Origin of the sequence: Streptomyces sp. B3I8, assembly GCF_030816915.1 — a bacterium.
Taxonomy (GTDB): Bacteria; Actinomycetota; Actinomycetes; order Streptomycetales; family Streptomycetaceae; genus Streptomyces.
This window is the reverse complement of record NZ_JAUSYN010000002.1, coordinates 7,501,384-7,518,387: the sequence shown is the minus strand read 5'-3', so window position 1 is coordinate 7,518,387 and position 17,004 is coordinate 7,501,384. Positions and strand designations below refer to the sequence as shown.

Annotated in this window: 16 protein-coding genes and 2 pseudogenes; 13 read left to right on the top strand and 5 right to left on the bottom strand. The window is 70.7% G+C overall.

Annotated elements, in window-relative coordinates; translation table 11 throughout:
- Positions 1-388: 388 nt before the first annotated feature.
- Positions 389-685, bottom strand: a complete 297-nt coding sequence (locus QFZ64_RS35180; protein ID WP_307061711.1) for a hypothetical protein — start codon at positions 683-685, stop codon at positions 389-391.
- A gap of 288 nt (positions 686-973) precedes the next feature.
- Here QFZ64_RS35180 and QFZ64_RS35175 point away from each other — a divergent pair, with 288 nt between their 5' ends.
- The 5 genes from QFZ64_RS35175 (at position 974) to QFZ64_RS35155 (ending at position 7,110) form a co-directional block, all read left to right on the top strand.
- Complete coding sequence (locus QFZ64_RS35175) at positions 974-1,258, top strand: ankyrin repeat domain-containing protein (RefSeq protein ID WP_307061709.1); 285 nt, start codon at positions 974-976, stop codon at positions 1,256-1,258.
- A gap of 216 nt (positions 1,259-1,474) precedes the next feature.
- The gene (locus QFZ64_RS35170) at positions 1,475-1,741 is read left to right on the top strand and encodes a hypothetical protein (protein WP_307061707.1); all 267 of its coding nucleotides are present in this window, start codon (positions 1,475-1,477) and stop codon (positions 1,739-1,741) included.
- Positions 1,738-4,398, top strand: coding sequence for a DEAD/DEAH box helicase (locus QFZ64_RS35165; protein WP_307071535.1), 2,661 nt, complete (start codon positions 1,738-1,740; stop codon positions 4,396-4,398). The genes QFZ64_RS35170 and QFZ64_RS35165 overlap by 4 nt, the downstream gene beginning before the upstream one ends.
- Positions 4,399-4,784: 386 nt before the next feature.
- Positions 4,785-5,483: a TnsA-like heteromeric transposase endonuclease subunit gene (locus QFZ64_RS35160; RefSeq protein WP_307071977.1), complete on the top strand. Its 699-nt coding sequence runs from the start codon at positions 4,785-4,787 to the stop codon at positions 5,481-5,483.
- Between the two features lie 10 nt (positions 5,484-5,493).
- Positions 5,494-7,110 (top strand): amidase, encoded by a 1,617-nt coding sequence (locus QFZ64_RS35155; RefSeq protein ID WP_307071534.1) that lies wholly within the window; start codon positions 5,494-5,496, stop codon positions 7,108-7,110.
- Here the strand turns inward: QFZ64_RS35155 and QFZ64_RS35150 are convergent.
- Positions 7,083-7,238: a hypothetical protein gene (locus QFZ64_RS35150; RefSeq protein ID WP_307071533.1), complete on the bottom strand. Its 156-nt coding sequence runs from the start codon at positions 7,236-7,238 to the stop codon at positions 7,083-7,085. The two genes, QFZ64_RS35155 and QFZ64_RS35150, sit on opposite strands and share 28 nt — an antisense overlap.
- A gap of 1,538 nt (positions 7,239-8,776) precedes the next feature.
- On the opposite strand from QFZ64_RS35150, the gene QFZ64_RS35145 reads away from it, so the two are divergent.
- The gene (locus QFZ64_RS35145) at positions 8,777-9,040 is read left to right on the top strand and encodes a hypothetical protein (protein WP_307061760.1); all 264 of its coding nucleotides are present in this window, start codon (positions 8,777-8,779) and stop codon (positions 9,038-9,040) included.
- 329 nt (positions 9,041-9,369) lie between these two features.
- On the opposite strand, the gene QFZ64_RS35140 is transcribed toward QFZ64_RS35145, so the two are convergent.
- The 3 genes and pseudogenes from QFZ64_RS35140 to QFZ64_RS35130 form a co-directional block, all read right to left on the bottom strand.
- A complete protein-coding gene (locus QFZ64_RS35140) occupies positions 9,370-9,759 on the bottom strand; it encodes an SDR family NAD(P)-dependent oxidoreductase (RefSeq protein ID WP_307071536.1) in 390 nt (129 codons plus the stop codon).
- Positions 9,751-9,858 (bottom strand): annotated as a pseudogene (locus QFZ64_RS35135) (IS481 family transposase); the annotation flags it as partial. The pseudogene QFZ64_RS35135 and the gene QFZ64_RS35140, both read right to left, overlap by 9 nt.
- 83 nt (positions 9,859-9,941) lie before the next feature.
- Positions 9,942-10,232: pseudogene (locus tag QFZ64_RS35130) on the bottom strand (transposase); the annotation flags it as partial.
- Between the two features lie 555 nt (positions 10,233-10,787).
- Between QFZ64_RS35130 and QFZ64_RS35125 the strand changes: the two are divergent.
- The 7 genes from QFZ64_RS35125 (at position 10,788) to QFZ64_RS35095 (ending at position 16,923) form a co-directional block, all read left to right on the top strand.
- Positions 10,788-12,626 (top strand): ATP-binding protein, encoded by a 1,839-nt coding sequence (locus tag QFZ64_RS35125; RefSeq protein WP_307061763.1) that lies wholly within the window; start codon positions 10,788-10,790, stop codon positions 12,624-12,626.
- Between the two features lie 155 nt (positions 12,627-12,781).
- Positions 12,782-13,201: a roadblock/LC7 domain-containing protein gene (locus tag QFZ64_RS35120; RefSeq protein ID WP_307061765.1), complete on the top strand. Its 420-nt coding sequence runs from the start codon at positions 12,782-12,784 to the stop codon at positions 13,199-13,201.
- The gene (locus QFZ64_RS35115; RefSeq protein ID WP_307061767.1) at positions 13,198-13,554 is read left to right on the top strand and encodes a DUF742 domain-containing protein; all 357 of its coding nucleotides are present in this window, start codon (positions 13,198-13,200) and stop codon (positions 13,552-13,554) included. The genes QFZ64_RS35120 and QFZ64_RS35115 overlap by 4 nt, the downstream gene beginning before the upstream one ends.
- Positions 13,535-14,152, top strand: coding sequence for an ATP/GTP-binding protein (locus QFZ64_RS35110; RefSeq protein WP_307061769.1), 618 nt, complete (start codon positions 13,535-13,537; stop codon positions 14,150-14,152). Before QFZ64_RS35115 ends, QFZ64_RS35110 begins: the two co-directional genes overlap by 20 nt.
- Entirely contained in the window at positions 14,149-15,411 is a 1,263-nt protein-coding gene (locus tag QFZ64_RS35105; protein ID WP_307061771.1) for a cytochrome P450, read from the top strand. The genes QFZ64_RS35110 and QFZ64_RS35105 overlap by 4 nt, the downstream gene beginning before the upstream one ends.
- A 385-nt stretch (positions 15,412-15,796) precedes the next feature.
- On the top strand, positions 15,797-16,315 hold the full coding sequence (locus QFZ64_RS35100) for a hypothetical protein (protein WP_307071532.1): 519 nt from the start codon (positions 15,797-15,799) through the stop codon (positions 16,313-16,315).
- Positions 16,316-16,503: 188 nt separating this feature from the next.
- Entirely contained in the window at positions 16,504-16,923 is a 420-nt protein-coding gene (locus QFZ64_RS35095; RefSeq protein ID WP_307071531.1) for a hypothetical protein, read from the top strand.
- Positions 16,924-17,004 lie beyond the last annotated feature (81 nt).

The window sequence follows — 17,004 nt, the reverse complement described above, 5'->3', positions numbered from 1 at the left end:
GGGTACCCCATCGCTGCGCGATGGGCAAGCGAACACCCGCGCTGCGCGCGGGTGTTGCGCTCCCGCTCCGCGGGAGCGCTGGCGGGACGCTGCGCGTCCCGCACACCCGCCCTGCTGCGCAGGGCGGGTGACGCTCCGTTCGCTGCGCTCCCGGAGCTGCGGGGCCTTCGGCCCCGGGTGGCCTCTGCTGCGCTCCAGCCACCTGGTGGCGCTGTGCGCCACAAAGGCCGGGCCCGCTGCGCGGGCCGGCCAACGGGCCTACGGCCCGGGCACCTACAGGGATGGGGGGCTTGTGTGGTCCGGTCACGGGCTGTCAACAGGCCACATGACCCCGTCCAAAGCGGGCGCGGCTGGGGTCTGGCTGACTCGTGAGCAGAGTGACGGGCTCTCAGGCGTGAGCGTGACGGCGGGTGCTTGGCAGCTTGGGCGGGGCAGCGTGGTGCGCGGGCCGGCCTGCGGCGGGAACGGCGAGACGCCGCAGGGCGAGGCTCGCGGTGACGAGCAGTACGGTGAAGACGGCCAGGAGGAGGACGGACACCCACATCTGCCGACTCCCGGGTGCCTGCCAGCCCGTCCAGGCAGTGGTCCCCGTCCACAGCAGGATGGCTGCGGCGTAGAAGGAGCGGATACGGCGCAGTTGCCGCACGGCCCACAGGAGCTGGATGCGTTCGGTCTTCGGTGCCATGCGGCACCGTGTACCCCGATGTGTGACGCCCATCGGGGTCACAGGGGATTTTGTGGAGGGGCCCGGTCGGGTGGTCTCGGAAGCTGCATCTTGATGTGATGCAGCATGTAGCATTGGTGTAAAGCGGGGACATCCGGTAGCGGGGATTGAGGGCGTATCGGTCTCGGCGCGTTAGGTCCGTGGCCGGTCTGCTGTCTGACAGCCACGGCCCAGCAAGGCCGGTGGAGAGGGGAAGGGCGCTATGGGTTCCGATGCGCTAGGGCCTAGCTCCTGGCCTGAGGTGGAGCCGTGGACGCTGGGGCGGACCCGGACGAGGTGTGCTTCGGGCTCACGTTGCTGACTCACGCGATCGGCTCGGAAGGGGACGGCCACCTGCAGTCGGGGCGTCCCCTGCACACGGCCAGCACTGCAATCGGGCTGGCCTACGGTGCCGACCTGTACCTGCCGGCTGCCAACGGGGAAACTCCGCTGCAGATGGCCGAGAGCTACGGCCACGAACCGGCCCAGCGGCTGCTCCAGCACTTCCTCTCCCTCACCCCGGCCAAATCCCCGGGGAGCGCGCGTGCCGAATGATCGCGGGCCGTCGCCCCTCGGCCCGGACTCCCCTTACAGCGACGCCTCGATCTACGTGGACGCCGTGTCCGCCCCGCGGGTCGTGGGCCGGCTTCGAGACGCCCTCGGCCTCGTTGAGGACGACGGTGCGGAGCTGACCGTCGGGCCGGTGCGCGTGGAAGGCGAGCACAACGACTACGCCACCAATCGGCGCGCCCATCCCTTCGGCTTCCTTCAGTGGCCGACCGTGCTGAGTGCGAGGCCCACGCGGGAACGCCGGACGAGGTGGTGCAGGCCGTCACGGCCGTGCTCGAAGCGCTGTGGCACGGTGGCTTCAAAGCTGTAGCCGCCTGCGGCTTCGAGGACGAGCTGCCCGCGCGCGGCGGGATCGGCAGGTACCCCTGCCCCGCTCCGGCCCTCGACGAAAGCGCGGTCACTTCGGGCACGGGCACGTGGTGGAAGAACCTGATGTCGCCCGGAAAAAGGAAAGGTCGAAATCTGTGATCAGTCTCCGGGAACATCAGGTGACCCAGAAAACGGCCATTCGGGAATGGGCCAAATTTTTTGCAAGATCGTCTGTTCCCGTGCAGGGGGCCCGGGGCACGCTGGTGTCCGCCACCGGCTCCGGTAAGACGATCACGGCTGCCGCGAGCGCGCTGGAGTGCTTCCCGGGCGGACGGATCCTGGTGACCGTGCCCACCCTGGACCTGCTCGCACAGACCGCCCAGGCGTGGCGTGCGGTCGGGCATCGGGCGCCGATGGTGGCGGTGTGCTCGCTGGAGAACGACCCGGTCCTCGGTGCACTGGGGGTGCGCACCACCACGAATGCGATCCAGCTCGCGCTCTGGGCCGGGTCCGGGCCCGTGGTCGTGTTCGCCACCTACGCCTCCCTCGTGGACCGCGAGGACCCGGAGGACCCGACCGGCCGGCGGACGGTTCGCGGGCCGGTGGAAGCCGCTCTGGCGGGCGGGGAGCGGCTCTACGGCCAGCAGATGGCCCCGTTCGACCTCGCCATCGTGGACGAGGCCCACTCAACCGCGGGTGACCTCGGTCGGCCGTGGGCGGCGATCCACGACAACGCCCGCATCCCCGCGGACTTCCGGCTCTACCTCACCGCCACCCCGCGCATCCTCGCCTCGCCCCGCCCGCAGAAGGGCGCGGGCGGGATGGAGGCGGAACTCGCGAGCATGGCCGACGACCCGGACGGCACCTTCGGGGCCTGGCTCCCCGGCGCCGAACTCGGGCTCTCCGAGGCGATCGAGCGGGGCATCCTCGCCGGGTTCGAGATCGACGTCCTCGAAATCCACGACCCCTCCCACATCGTCGGGGAGTCACAGGAGGCGCGGCGGGGCCGGCGCCTGGCGCTGCTGCAGACCGCACTTTTGGAGCACGCGGCGGCGTACAACCTGCGTACGGTCATGACGTTCCACCAGAAGGTCGAGGAAGCCGCCGCGTTCGCGGAGAAACTGCCGAAGACCGCAGCCGCGCTGTACGCGCGCGACGCCTCCGGCGAGGACCTGGCGGCCGCGGAGAAGCTGCCCGCGTCGTCGATCGGCGCTGGGTTCTACGAACTGGAAGCCGGACGGCACGTCCCGCCGGAGCGGGTGTGGTCGGCGTGGCTGTGCGGCGACCACCTCGTCACCGAACGACGCGAAGCCCTCCACCAGTTCGCAGGCGGCATCGACGCCGACGGCCGACGCGTACACCGCGCGTTCCTCGCCAGCTGCCGCGTCCTCGGAGAAGGCGTCGACATCACCGGCGAACGAGGAGTCGAAGCCGTCTGCTTCGCCGACACCCGCGGCTCCCAGATCGAGATCGTCCAGAACATCGGCCGCGCCCTCCGCCCCAACAAGGACGGCTCCACCAAAATCGCGCGGATCATCGTGCCCGTCTTCCTCAAACCCGGAGAAGACCCGACCAACATGCTCGCCTCCGCAAGCTTCAAGCCCCTCGTAGCCGTCCTCCAAGGCCTGCGCTCACATGACGAACGACTCGTCGAACAACTCGCCTCACGTGCCCTCACCCACGGGCAGCGGCACGTGCACGTGAAGCGGGACGAAGACGGCCAGATCATCGGAGCCGGCAGCGAGAGCAACGGCCAGGACCAAGAGGACGACGACACCCAGGCCGCCGCCGAATCGGCCCTGCTCCACTTCTCCACCCCGAGGGACGCGGCGACGATCGCGGCGTTCTTGCGCACCCGGGTCTACCGGCCGGAGTCACTGGTCTGGCTGGAGGGCTACCAGGCCCTGCTGCGGTGGCGGAAGGAGCACGGGATCACCGGCCTGCACGCCGTCCCCTACGACACGGAGACCGAGGTCGGCGTCACCAGGGCCTTTCCGCTGGGCAGGTGGGTGCACCAGCAGCGGAAGGCGCGGCGGGCCGGGGAGCTTGAGGAGCGGCGCAAGAAGCTGCTCGACGCGCCGGAGGCCGGCATGGTCTGGGAGCCCGGCGAAGAAGCCTGGGAGACGAAGCTGGCGGTGTTGCGCTCGTACCACCGTGCGCACGGGCACATGGCCCCGAGGCAGGACGCCCTGTGGGGCGATCCCGCCGACGGCAAGCCTGTCCCCATCGGTCAGCTACTGGCGAATCTCAGGCGTAAGGGCGGCCTCGGCAAGCATCCCGAACGGGCGCAGACACGGGGCGCACAGCTCTCCGGGATCGACCCCGGCTGGAACTGCCCCTGGCCACTGGACTGGCAACGCCACTACCGGGTGCTCGCCCACCTCGCCGAAGACGAACCCGGCGGTGTCCTGCCCGACATCGCGCCCGGTGTCCTCTACGAAGGCGATGACCTCGGCAAATGGCTTCAGCGGCAACGCCGCAGCTGGGCGGAGCTCTCCGAAGACCAGCAGCAGCGGCTCGCGCGGCTGGGGGTAACGCCCGCCGAGCAGCCCGCCCCAGCTCCGGCGGCCAAGAAAGGCGGGAAAGCGTCAGCCTTCCAGCGCGGTCTGGCAGCCCTGACCCAGTACATCCAGCGGGAAGGCAGAACCGTCGTCGGGAGGGCGCACATTGAGGAGCTGCCTGACGGTTCGGCGATCAGGCTGGGTGTGTTCTTGAGTAACCAGAAGGCCAGGCGTGACCGGCTGGATGCGACACAGCGGGCCGCCCTCGCAGAGCTGGGCTACACCTGGGCTGCAGAACAGTCCGGGCGCAGCTGAACGTTCGCCGATGGGCCGCGCGCACGCCTGTTACCGGATGGGCCGATAGGCCGTTTGGTTCTGTATGCAGGATGCGGGGTGGGGCGGAGCGGGGGCGTGGCGGTCCGAAGTCGAGTCGGTGGATGTGCTGTTCCAGGCTGCGGGCGGGGCGACTGAGTGTTCGAGGTGGTCATTGGTTGCCGCCGAGGTGGTCTTCGAAAACTGTCCGCCGCTGAAGCCTTTCCCAGCCCGCAAAGGCAAGCGGCTGGCGCCGGGATGGTGGTGGTCGGCCATCACCGGACGGCTTGTGCGCTACGGGTCGGCAGCGGTGCGACTGCACGTGATGCTCCTTGACCGCGATCCGCGCGTCAGCGGTCTGGCCGCCCGGCCGCTTGAACTGCGGTGGCATGTGCCAAGGCGGGGTGCGGGCGCATGCTCCTCAGCTGATGCTCCGGCTGGCCGATGGCCAGGGGGTGCTCGCCGACTGCGCGGGGAGAGAAGAGTTGTCGGGGCGTCAGCGGTCTCTTGCTGCAGTGGTCGGAGAGATCTGTACGGCGGTGGGCTGGCGGTACTGGGTGCTTGGGCCTGTTGACCCGGTCTATCGGCGCAATGTGGCCTGGCTGGCCGGATACCGGCACCCGCGGCGCCACGGTGGTCGGTTGCCGGCTGCCGCGCTGCAGGAGGCGTTCGCCGAGCCCGCGCCGCTGTGGGAGGGCGTACGCGGGGTCGGGGATCCGCTGGTCGTGTTTCCCGTGCTGTTCCATGCGCTGTGGGTGGGGTGGCTGGCGGCGGACCTGGGGGCGGCGATGCATGAGCGGATGCCGGTGTGTGCGCAGGCTGCGGGGTGGGGGCGGGCAGCGGGATGCCGGGCAGGCCGGTGGTGGAGCTGGGGTGCCAGGTGCGGTTCGGGGGGCGGGGGGGCTTCCCGGGCGGTCCGCCCGAAGAGTGGGCCTGTGCGATCTGGCGAACGAGCAATCTGCGGAGCAGCAGCACGTTCGCGACCGGGTTGTTCCTCAACTCGGGTTGTCCGCATGCCGTGTTGTAGGGAGTGCACCCGGCTGGAACCGGGTGGCAGCCCCAGCGCGCTGCGCGGCCCACACCCCTAGCGTGCTGCTCATGAGTTCTCCCACTTCGTCTACCACTCGCCGCAGCGTGCTCGCGCTCGGCGCGGCCGCCGCTGCGACGCCCTGGCGGGGCAGGAACGCAGCTTCGGCTTCCGCTCCGCCGCTGCCCGACACCACCCCCGGTGAACTGGACGAGCTAAGCGTCGCCGGGCTGCACCGCCGGATGTCCGACGGGCAACTCGATGCCGAGCGGATCACCCGCTACTACCTCGACCGCATCCGACATGTCGATCCGCTCCTGCACGCGGTGATCGAGGTCAATCCCGATGCTCTGCGCGAGGCACGGCGCCTGGACGCCCTGCGGGGGACTCGCGGGCCACTGCACGGCATGCCCGTGTTATTGAAGGACCTTGTGGAAACCGCGGACCGCATGCACACCACGGCTGGTTCGCTCGCACTGGTGGGTCTGCGGCCGACCGCTGACGCCACCGTCGCCGCCCGCCTGCGCGAGGCCGGGGCCGTCATCCTCGGCAAGACCAACCTCAGTGAATGGGCGGGCGGCATGTCCCTCGTTCATCACGCCGGGTGGAGCGCCAGGGGCGGTCAGACCAGGAACCCCTACAAACTCGACCGCTCCCCGAACGAGTCCAGCTCCGGCACGGGCGCCGCCGTGGCGGCCAACCTGGCCGTTGCGGGCATCGGCACCGAGACCAACGGCTCGATCCTCGACCCCTCCTCCGCGAACTGCCTGGTCGGGTTGAAGCCGACGGTCGGGCTGGTCGGGCGAGGTGGGGTCATCCCCGGCGTGCCGAGTCAGGACAGCGTGGGGCCGATGGCACGGACGGTCCGCGACACGGCGGTCATGCTGGGCGTGCTGGCGGGCCCCGACGCACGCGACCCGGCGACCCGGGCCGGCCGCGGTCACTGGCACCGCGACTACACCCGCTTCCTGGATGCCGACGGCCTGCGCGGCGCCCGAATCGGAGTACCACGCACCGTGTACTTCGGCTACGACTGGCACGCCGACGAGATCGCTGAGCGGGCGATCGCGGATTTGAGCAGGGCGGGGGCGACGGTCATCGACCCGGCGGACATCCCCACGGCCGAACGCCTCGAGGATCTGCCGAGTTCGATGGTGGTTCAGGCTTACGAGGTCAAGAAGGCGCTGAACGGATACCTGGCCGCTGCGCCGGGTCGGCACCCGCGCAGCCTGCCTGAGTTGATCGAGTTCAACCGCGAACACGCTGGTCGGGAGCTGCGATATGTACAGCAGGACGGCCTGGAGTTCGTCGAGGAGCTGGATTTCGGTGACCGTGAGTACCGCGAGGCTCTCGACACCAACCACCGCCTGTCCCGGGCCGAGGGCATCGACTCCGTGCTGCGTGAGCACCGCCTGGACGCCCTGGTCATGCCGACCTCGGGTCCCCCGGCCAAGATCGACCTCATTCGCGGTGACGCCCACAGCGGAGGCTCCTCCACCCCGGCGGCCCTCGCCGGCTACCCGGCCGTCAGTGTCCCGGCCGGCTTCGCCTTCGGCCTGCCGGTCGGCCTGACCTTCATGGGCACGGCCTGGAGCGAACCGACGCTTCTGCGACTGGCCTACGCGTATGAACAGGCCACCCGGGCACGGCGACCGCCGGCCTACCGGGGGCCCGACGTCGGGTTCTGACGGATGGTGGCATTTCGCGTGGTGACCACGACGTAGTCGGGGCGGGCGATCCAGCGCTGGTTGAGCCCATGGCGCAGCGCGTCATAGCGCGCGTTGCCGGTTTTGACTCCGATCTGCTGTGTCGTCATGACGTCTTTTTTGGTGGGTTTGGTGTGGTTGCGGGAGCTTATGGTGGTGGAAGCCGTCAGCGGCGTGGCCGGCTTCCGGAGCCGTGGGCGGGCGATGAGGCGGCTCGCTCGTTGCTGAGCGGGCCGCCACAGAGGACCGGCGGGTGGCACTGAGGGAGCTCTGGCCGTACCCGGCCAGGGCCTGGGCGGGTCAACCGGGCCGGTTTACGCGCGTGCGGTTGCCGCGGCTCTGTCACCATGCCGGTCCCCGGGTCTTCGAGGCTCGGGTCTTTCGGGCCAGCGTTTCCGTGTCACGAGGAGTTCTTCGATTCCCGGCAGCCTCTTGTCCTTGCCGGTCTGTTGTGCGCTGACGTCCACCCGTACGAAGCGGGCGGCGGTGCCGTCGCTCACCTTCGTCCACTTCTTGCCGCCGGTGGGGGCGAGCAGCCGGTGTCCGATGCAGTCGGGCTCAGCCGGCCGGCATGGCCGGCCCTCCTGCCCACCGTCGGATGGTGGAGGGGCCGGGGCTGTCGGTGGTGCCGGCGCACGCGAGGGTGAGACCTGGAAAAGCGGGGGCAGCGGCACCCCTCTGATCCCCGGAGGCGGCGGCAACGGTAGTAGCGGTGCCAGGGGACAGAAAGCCGGCTCCAGCGGGCAGAGGGGCGGTTCATCCTTCGTCAACGGCTTGGAGGCACGCGGCGGTGAAGGGGGCCTGCCCGGGGCGGGCGGCCACAGCGGCAGCGGCGGAGGCGGCGGTTATGGCGGCGAGGAGAAGAAAGGCGCGGGCGGCGGTGGGGCCGGCGCCACCGGGGGAGGCACCGGCGGCAGCGGCGGTAAGGGCCGCAACCCCATCTACAACTCCTCGGCTGCAGGAGCGCCTGGGAGAAGGATTACGGCACCGCCGGCGGGGGCGGGGGAACCGGAGCCGCCGGGCAGCCCGGCAAGGCCGGTGAGCGCGGGGAAGGTATCCAGAACCACCGCACCAAGGGCGGCGAGGGAGGCACCGGCGGCGCCGGCGGGGCTCCCGGCAGGGGAGCCACAGCCACCTACGGCGCGGGCGGCGACGGAGGCACCGGTGGCCGTGGCGGCTTCGGCGGCAGCGGCGGCCCGGGCGGCTGCTGCGAACCCAGCCACGGCACCGCAGCGGGTAACTGCGTCCACGGAGACACCGGCACCTACGGACACCGCGGCGACCAAGACTCCACCGGAGCCAAAGGCGCCCCCGGCGCCGTCGTCATCACCTGGTCCTGATCGCACCCCGGACGCGCCCCGGACGGCGCCCCGGTGAGACAACGCCCTGCAGAAGGTCATTGAGCGGCACAACGGCGAGGCCCACACCACAGGTGGTGTGGGCCTCGCCGTCCCATGTGTGAAGGTCGTGGCCGCCCGTTCGGCAAGGGTGCCTCCGATGATTGGTTGGAAGCGGTGCTCGCCCAAGGGCTCGTAGCCTGCGTCAGCGTTCAGTCAGTGCAGGTCGCAGCACTTCGGGCCAGGCTCGTCGCTTCAGGTTGGCCTGCTTGGCCCCGGTCTCCTCCACCAGGTGCGCGACGGGTGGGTGAGTGACGAGAAGCCGGACGGCGCCGGCAGCGGAGGCGGAGGCGGAGGGTGCCGCGGTGACGGCGGCGGAGGCGGAGGCGGAGGGTGCCGCGGTGACGGCGGCGGAGGCGGAGGCGGAGGGTGCCGCGGTGACGGCGGCGGAGGCGGAGGCGGAGGGTGCCGCGGTGACGGCGGCGGAGGCGGAGGCGGAGGGTGCCGCGGTGACGGCGGGCCGCCCCGGTACGGCAACAACCCGTGGTGGGTCCGCCGGGAGAACCAGCCCGTGACCATGCCCGCCCAGCTGCGGGTGCTGGGCAAGGAGCGCACATCGCCCGGCTCGGGGCACCACCTGGCGCGCGGCGGTACCGGCCGAGCGGCGTGCGCTGATCGCCCCTCTCAATCACACCCGCCCCGGTCACCGCTGGGGCCTGATGCCCGGCGCGGCGAGGCAAGTCGTCGTGCCCGGCCGTTGCCGCAGCTGACCGAATACGGGGCTAGGGCCTCTCGTTTGGATCATTCCGGCGTCGCGGGGTCGGTCGAAGACGCACCGCACCTCCCAGCCGGCCTGATCCAAACGAAAGACCCTGGATCGCGGGAAGTTCACCGCCCTCGACGTTCAGGCTTGCCCCGGTGATCCACTGCGCTCGGTCCGGGACGAGGTGGGCGACGGCTTCGGCGATGTCGCGAGGGTCTCCGGGGCTCCCGGCGGGATGTCCGCGGTGACCGCGGCGAGTTCGACGCCCATCGCGTCGTCGAAGCTCTGGCGGACCTCGTCGGCGCCCGGAGTGAGCACATTGCCGGGCATGATCACGGTGACGCGGATCCCGGCGGGCGCGAGCCCGGCGGCGAGCGCCTTGCCGTAGTTGTCGAGTGCGGCCTTGGCCGCGGCGTGGTGAGCCATGGGCGGGCCTGGCAGGATCGCCGAGCCGGAGGAGATGTTGACGATCGCGCTGCCCGCCCCGGCCTCGCGCAGTGCCGGCAGCAGCGCGTTGGTGCAGGTGTGCAGGAAGGTGTCGAGGGCTGCCGTTCGCTGTTCGTTGCTGTTGCAGGGCTGTAGGCAGGCCCATTCGTCGAGCAGGGTGCGGTTGAAGCGTTCGGCTTTGCCGATGCTCGTACAGCTGTCAAGGAAGGTCGGGCTGCGGTTGCCAGATCGTCGCGGGCAGGTGGGTGCGCTGGGGTTCGCGGGACGAGCAGGCCGTAGACCTCACGGGCGATGTGTCGTTTCAAGCAGCGGATGATCTCGGTCTTCGTCTTGCCTTCGGCTGTTCTGCGGGCCACGCAGGCGCGTGTGCGTGGCTCCCGGGCCATGCGGCTGACGGTGATCATGCAGAGGGCGTGGTCGGCCTGACGGTCGCCGCCGCGGTCGAGGCGGTGGCGGCTGGTGGTGCCGGAGGAGGCAGGGATCGGGGCGACGCCGCAGGGGTGGGCGAAGGCAGACTCTGAGCGAAGGCGTCCTGGGTTGTCGCCGACAGCGACGAGACCTCGGCCGCCTCCCGGCCCAGGGCCTTCAGCAGGGGCAGCTCACCGCGCTCCAGCACGGTCACCTCCGCGCCGGCCGCCCGGGCCGCGGCACACCAGGCCGGTGAACCCACAGCACATCAACAGATCTCTCTCCGAGCGTTGGCCGTGCTCCGTGCCGTTCGTGTCCGGCCGGGTCGTCCAGCGGCCCCGTGAGGCGGGCCGAACCGGCGTGCCGGGCAGGGCGGTTGGCTGGAAATTGTTCCTGTGTGCCTTGTGCGGGGGCGGGTTCGCCGCTGTACGCGCCGACGGCGGCCTGTGTCTGCGCCGACCCGGCGTGCCCGCAGGGCAGTTGCCGCCCGGCCGGGCGGCGGTTTACCACACGGTCCTGCCCGGGTGATCTTTTCCCGACGAAGTGAAATGGTGGAGCCGGCGGGCCCCTGCCCGTCACTTCATGCCATGTACGTGACTAGCATGAGGCCCGCGCGTGATCCGGAAGACGGCCTGCCGCCCTCCGGGTCACCGGAATGCGCCTGTCGTGACGTACCGAACTCTCATGGACCCAGGGACCGCTGAATGCCAGTGCCAGCTCGCCCCCGCCCGCCCCGATCCGAGCCGGGCGGGCGTGCGCCCGCGGCCGTGGTCCCCGCGGTGCTGGCCGGGACGGCCGCGGGTGCCGCGGCGGTGGCCGTCGCCGCCCCGGACGCGGCCCGTGCCTGGGCCGCCGGCACGGCGGCCGTGGCCTGGCTGTGCGTGGCGGCCCTCACCGTCGCCTTCTCCGTGCGGCTGCGCAGGTTCTCCCGCCTGGCCCGGTCCCGCAGCGACGAGCTGGAGAGGACCAAGAAGGACTGGATGCGGCACGGGGCCGAGACGGACCAGCTGGCCGGCACGACTCTGGGCTCGGTCGTGCGGCAGCTGAAGGACGGAGCCAGTGCGGAGCAGGCCCTGGCCGGTGTCCCCGCCCCTGGCGACCCCTATCTGCGGCGCCTGCTGCAGGTGTTCGCCGGTGAAGTCGGCGCGGCGGTGCGGGAGGCGGCCGGGGCGCGTGCGGAACTGGACGGGGCCCGGCGTGAGCTGGAGCGGTGGGACACCGAACTCCAGCACCTCACCCGGGAGATCCTGCCCGCGGCGGTGGCCCTCCTGCGCGAGGGCAGCTCGGCCGAGACCGTTCTCGCCCAGCTCGCCCGGCCGTCGAAGACGTCGCTGCGTGCTCCCGCCGAAACGTTCGTCCGGGAACTCGCCCACAGCGAACGCCGCTCGGCCGCCGCGCAGGCGGCGTCGGCGAAGGCACTCAGCCGGGTACAGGCCAAGACCGTCAGCATGCTCGCCGACCTGCGGGAGATGCAGGACCGGCACGGCGCGGACGTCTTCGGCGACCTGCTGCGCCTGGACCACAGCACCTCCCAGCTCGGTCTCATGACCGACCGGCTGGCGCTGCTGATGGGCGGGCGGTCCAGCCGGGTCTGGAACAAGCCGATCGTCATGGAGAGCATCCTGCGCGGCGCGGTGGGCCGCATCGCCGCCTACCGCCGGGTACGGCTGCACAACTCCAGCCGTGCCGCCCTGGCCGGTTTCGCGGCCGAGGGCGTGATGCACCTGCTGGCCGAACTCATGGACAACGCCGCCAACTTCTCGCCGCCCATCGACGAGGTCCATGTGTATGTGGAGGAGCGCAGCGCCGGCCTCGTGGTGACCATCGAGGACAGCGGGCTGAAGATGTCCGACGCCGCCATGCGCCGCGCGCAGGAGTCGGTCTCGGGCCAGGTCACCGACCTCGCCGCGCTCCAGGGCACGCGCCTCGGGCTCGGCGTCGTGGGACGGCTCGCCGCCAAGTACGGCATCAGTGTCAGCTACCGGCCGTCCTCGCGCGGCGGTACCGGCGTCGTCGTCCTGCTGCCGCCCCAGCTGGTGGCCCAGCAGCGGGAACCGGCCGCCGCCGGCCTCCCGGGCAGCACCGCACAGGTCCCGGCCGCTGCCGCACCCTCCGCGTCCCCCGCGCCGGCGGTGTCCGGCAGCGGGGAGGTCCCGCAGGAGGGGCAGATGTTCGCGCCGGCCGACGTCGCCCCGCGCGGGGACCGGGTGCCGCCGCCCGGCGTCCCGGCCCGCGGACGGGGGACCGCCACGCCGAACGGGCTGCCGGTCCGGGCTCCGGGACACACCATGGCCGCCGCGGAACGCGGACGGCCGCAGCCGGGCACCGGATCGGCCCCGCCCCCGTCCGACGCCGCCGGACCGGCCCGCAACGCGGGCAGCCGGTTCGGCGCCTACCACCACGGCCGCCGCGCGGGAGGCAGCACTCCCGGCGCGGCCCCCGGCCGCTCAGGGCCCCAAACGGGCCCCGGACCTGATGCCGTCCCGGATCCCGGACCGGGATCCGGACCGGGATCCGGGACGGATCCCGGGGCCGACGCCTAGCCCACCGGCCCGCCCACCGGCCGACGCCCAGCCCACCAGCCCACCGGCCCGCCGCGCCACCGGGCACGGCAGCACCCGCACCGAACCGCCGCACCCCGTTCGATTGGAGGAACGGGCCGGGAGACCGCCAGCGGTCCGATCCCGTCCCGCCCGTCATGGAGACCACCGACAACAGCCTCACCTGGCTCCTGAGCAACCTTCTGGAGCACACGCCGGGCACCCGCCACGCCCTGGTCCTGTCCCGGGACGGCCTGAAACTGTGCTGGACCGAACACCTCACCCTGGACCAGGCCGACCAGCTGGCGGCCATCTGCTCCGGGATCCAGGCCCTCGCGCAGGGCGCGTCCGTGGAATTCGGCGACGGCTCGGGAGGCGTACGGCACTCCATGACCGAGTTCCACGGCGGACTGCTGTTCATCGTGGAGGCGGGCCTGGGCGCACACCTCGCGGTGATCGCCCGGGAAGACGCCGACCCGGGCGTGGTGGGCCACCGGATGAGCGAACTCGTCGAGCAGATCGGCGAGCACCTGCGGGCCGAGCCCCGCACACCCGCCGGCGGGAGCGCCCCCGCGTGAGCCGCAAACCCGTGGACGTCGGCGACCCGGACCGGCTCTACACGGTGACAGGCGGGCGCAGCGAGGCCGACGAAGCGTTCGACCTCGTGACCCTGATCGTCAGCGAGTGCGAACCGGCCCCGGGCATGCAGTCCGAACACGTGCGGATCCTGGAACTGTGCCGGCATCCCACCGCGCTCGTGGAGATCTCGGCCGAACTCAGGCTGCCCGTCACGGTCGTACGTATCCTGCTGGGCGATCTCCATGCCCTGGGCAAGGTGACAGCCCGCCACCCCCGCACCGCGAGGTCCGCAGCGGACCTCCCCGAAACCGCCATGCTCCAGGAGGTGCTCCATGGGCTCCGCAACCTCTGAGCTGCCGTCCCAGCGCACGCCGCTGACCGACGCGGCCGAGACCGGCCTGAAGATCGTCGTCGTGGGCGGCTTCGGTGTGGGCAAGACGACGCTGGTCCGCTCCGTCAGCGAGATCCGGCCGCTGAACACCGAGGAGGTGATGACGCAGGCCGGGCAGGACGTCGACCGGACCGCCGGCGTGGAGGGCAAGACGACGACGACCGTCGCCTTCGACTTCGGGCGCATCAGCCTGAACCAGCGGATGGTGCTCTACCTGTTCGGCGCACCGGGCCAGGAACGTTTCTGGTTCCTGTGGGACCGGCTCTTCGCCGGCACCCTGGGCGCGGTGGTCCTCGTGGACACACGGCGCATGACGGACTCCTGGTACGCCATCGACCGGCTCGAACACCACAAGACACCGTTCGTCGTGGCCGTCAACCGGTTCGACGGCGACGAGAGCCGTTTCTCGCTCGAGGAGATCCGCCAGGCCCTGGCACTGGGCGACCACGTGCCGATGGTCGACTGCGACGCGCGGGTCAGATCATCGGGCAAGGAAGTCCTGATCACTCTCGTGGACCACCTCCACTCGCTGGCACTGACCCGGGAGAAGACCTCGTGAGCGACCACAACAGCGCCTCCCCGGCCGCTCCCCCGCCGGGCTGCCCCGCCCACGGCTCCGCAGTCCGGCTGGCCGGGCTGCAGTTCCAGCAGTCGGCCTCCGACCTGTACCGTTCCCTGCGCCGGGAACACGGGGCGGTCGCCCCGGTCCTGCTCGACAACGACATCCCCGCCTGGCTGGTCCTCGGCTACCCCGAGGTCTGCTACGTGAGCGCCCACGACGAACTGTTCGCCCGGGACTCCCGGCGCTGGAACCAGTGGCCGAACATCCCCGACAACTGGCCGCTCCTGCCGTTCGTCGGCTACCAGCCCTCCGTACTGTTCACCGAGGGCGCCGAACACCAGCGCCGGGCCGGCGTCCTCACCCACGCCCTGGAAGGCATCGACCAGTTCGAACTGGCACGCGAGTGCCAGACAGTCGCCGAACACCTGATCGCCTCCTTCGCCGGCAGCGGCACAGCCGAACTGATGAACGCCTACGCCCACGCACTCCCCGCCCGCGCGGTCCTGTGGATGTGCGGCATGCCACAGGACAGCGACGAGACCGACACCCTGGTAGAAGACCTGCGCACCTCACTGGACGCCGGTCAGGACGACGACCCGGTCGCCGCCTACCAACGAGTCGGCGCCCGCCTGACACAGCTGGTGAAAACCAAACGGGAAAACCCCGGAGCCGACATCACCTCACGGATGCTGCTCCACCCCGCCGGCCTCAGCGACGAAGAAGCCGTCCAGGACCTCATCTCCGTCATCGCCGCCGCCCAGCAGCCGACAGCCAACTGGATCGGCAACACCCTGCGCCTGCTGCTGACCGACGAACGCTTCGCGGTGAACGTCTCCGGCGGCCGGGTCAGCGTGGGCGACGCACTCAACGAAGTACTGTGGCTGGACACCCCCACACAGAACTTCATCGGCCGCTGGGCCGCACGCGACACCCAACTCGGCGGCCGGCACATCCGCGAAGGCGACTGCCTCATCCTCGGACTCGCCGCAGCCAACACCGACCCCCAGATCTGGCCCGAATCACACGTCGGAGCCGAAAACTCCGCACACCTGTCCTTCAGCAACGGCGAACACCGCTGCCCCTACCCGGCCCCACTCCTCGCAGACGTCATGGCACGCACAGCCGTGGAAACCCTGATGGAACACCTACCCGACCTCGTCCTGACCGGCCAGACAACACAACTGACATGGCGCCCCTCAGTATGGATGCGCGGCCTCACCACACTACCCGTAACATTCACACCAACCACACACTAACCAGACACCAGACACCAGACAGCACCACCCACACAGACCCCAGCCGCGCCGGCCGGCCAGCCGCCGCGGCACACGGGAGACCAGACCGACAACCCGGCCCACAAACTCAGCCAGCAACAGGAGAAAAACACACCCGGACCGACCGCAACCCACGAGTAAACACACCCTCCTCCGTCGTTGTCGCGATTGGCCAGGAATGATCACGTGAGTCCGTGGGGAGCCGACAGGCCGGTCCATATCCCGCCCGTGATGGCGCAGGCCCTCGGCGATGTTGTCCTGTCTTGCCGGCTTACGGTTGTTCGAGAGGTAAAAGCGGTGGTTCAGCTCCTTGGCCGTCTTGATAGTGACCGGATGAAGGAAGCGATGGCCCGCTTAGGCTGAGGGCGTGAACTACAGCGAACTTGAGGCGGACATTCTCCGGCTGGTCGTCGGGGCCACCGAGCGCGGGGCTCGTGTCTTTGCAGAGGAGACGATCACTCGTCTGGTGCGGCCGGAGCTGCTCCGCGGTGCCACCGAGGACGAACTCACCAAAGACGCCCGGACCGCACTCAGCAACGCCTGCGCGAACGTTCTGACCATCAGCGCCGCCGAGCTGCACGACGCGCTTGCGACGATCTATGGCGGCATCCTGGTCGACGACGAACTGGACACCGGAGTCCTCACCGCCATCAGCGCGTTGGCGCATTGGCAGAGCTACTTGGAGCACCACCGGCGCGGCGAGCTCTACGAACTCGCCATTCGTTCCATCGAGGACGTCGACCACGAGGTCTCCGCCGATCTCAACGACTTCCTCGCCACACCCGAGATGGCTGCCGAGCACGAGCGTATCCGCCGACTACTGGAGCCCGGCGCGAGGACAGAGGCACCGGACCCACGCCACGCAGTCCAGGAGTCCAGCCCGTGATCTTCCCCATCCGCCCCAGGTCGCAGCACTCTCCGGCCATGCCCCGCCCTCCCCGGAGCTGGGCCATCTCGACGGTTCCCGCTCGCTGCATGAGGGTGCTCGACTGGGCTGCCGACGAGGCCGCCCTGCGCGACCGCCCCTGCGCATCCATCGGGCCCGGTGTGCGCGCCGCCTAGGCCACTGCCTCCGTGAGTACGTCGCGTTCCACCCGGATCTTCACCGTATGCCGCCTCATGCTGTTGCCGGACGATCCCGCCGTACTGGCAGCTGAGTTGGGCGAGCCATTGGTCGTCACACCGCTTGGACCCGGCAATTTCACCGGCTCCGACGGGCACGAGCAGCTCATCCGCACCCAGGCTGTCACCGCCGCCCAGATCGCCGGCGCAGACCTGCTCGACGCGCCATTCCTGGCACAGAAACTGCTGATCGCCCGCATCCACCTGCGCATCGTGACCGTCGCCGACTGCGCCTGGACCGCAGGAATCAACGCCGACGGACTACCTGTCGACCGGCGCCAAGTCACTCAAGCCCACCGCTCCTTCACACCCTCCTCTCGCTGGCGCATTGCCCACCGAGAGCCAATGCCCGCTGATCACCCCTATGCATGAGCGTGGCCGGGTAGCAGAGCCGTTTACAACAGGGTCCGGCCACCAGGTCTGTGCGGCGTGCGGGAACGAAGCGAGCGGCTC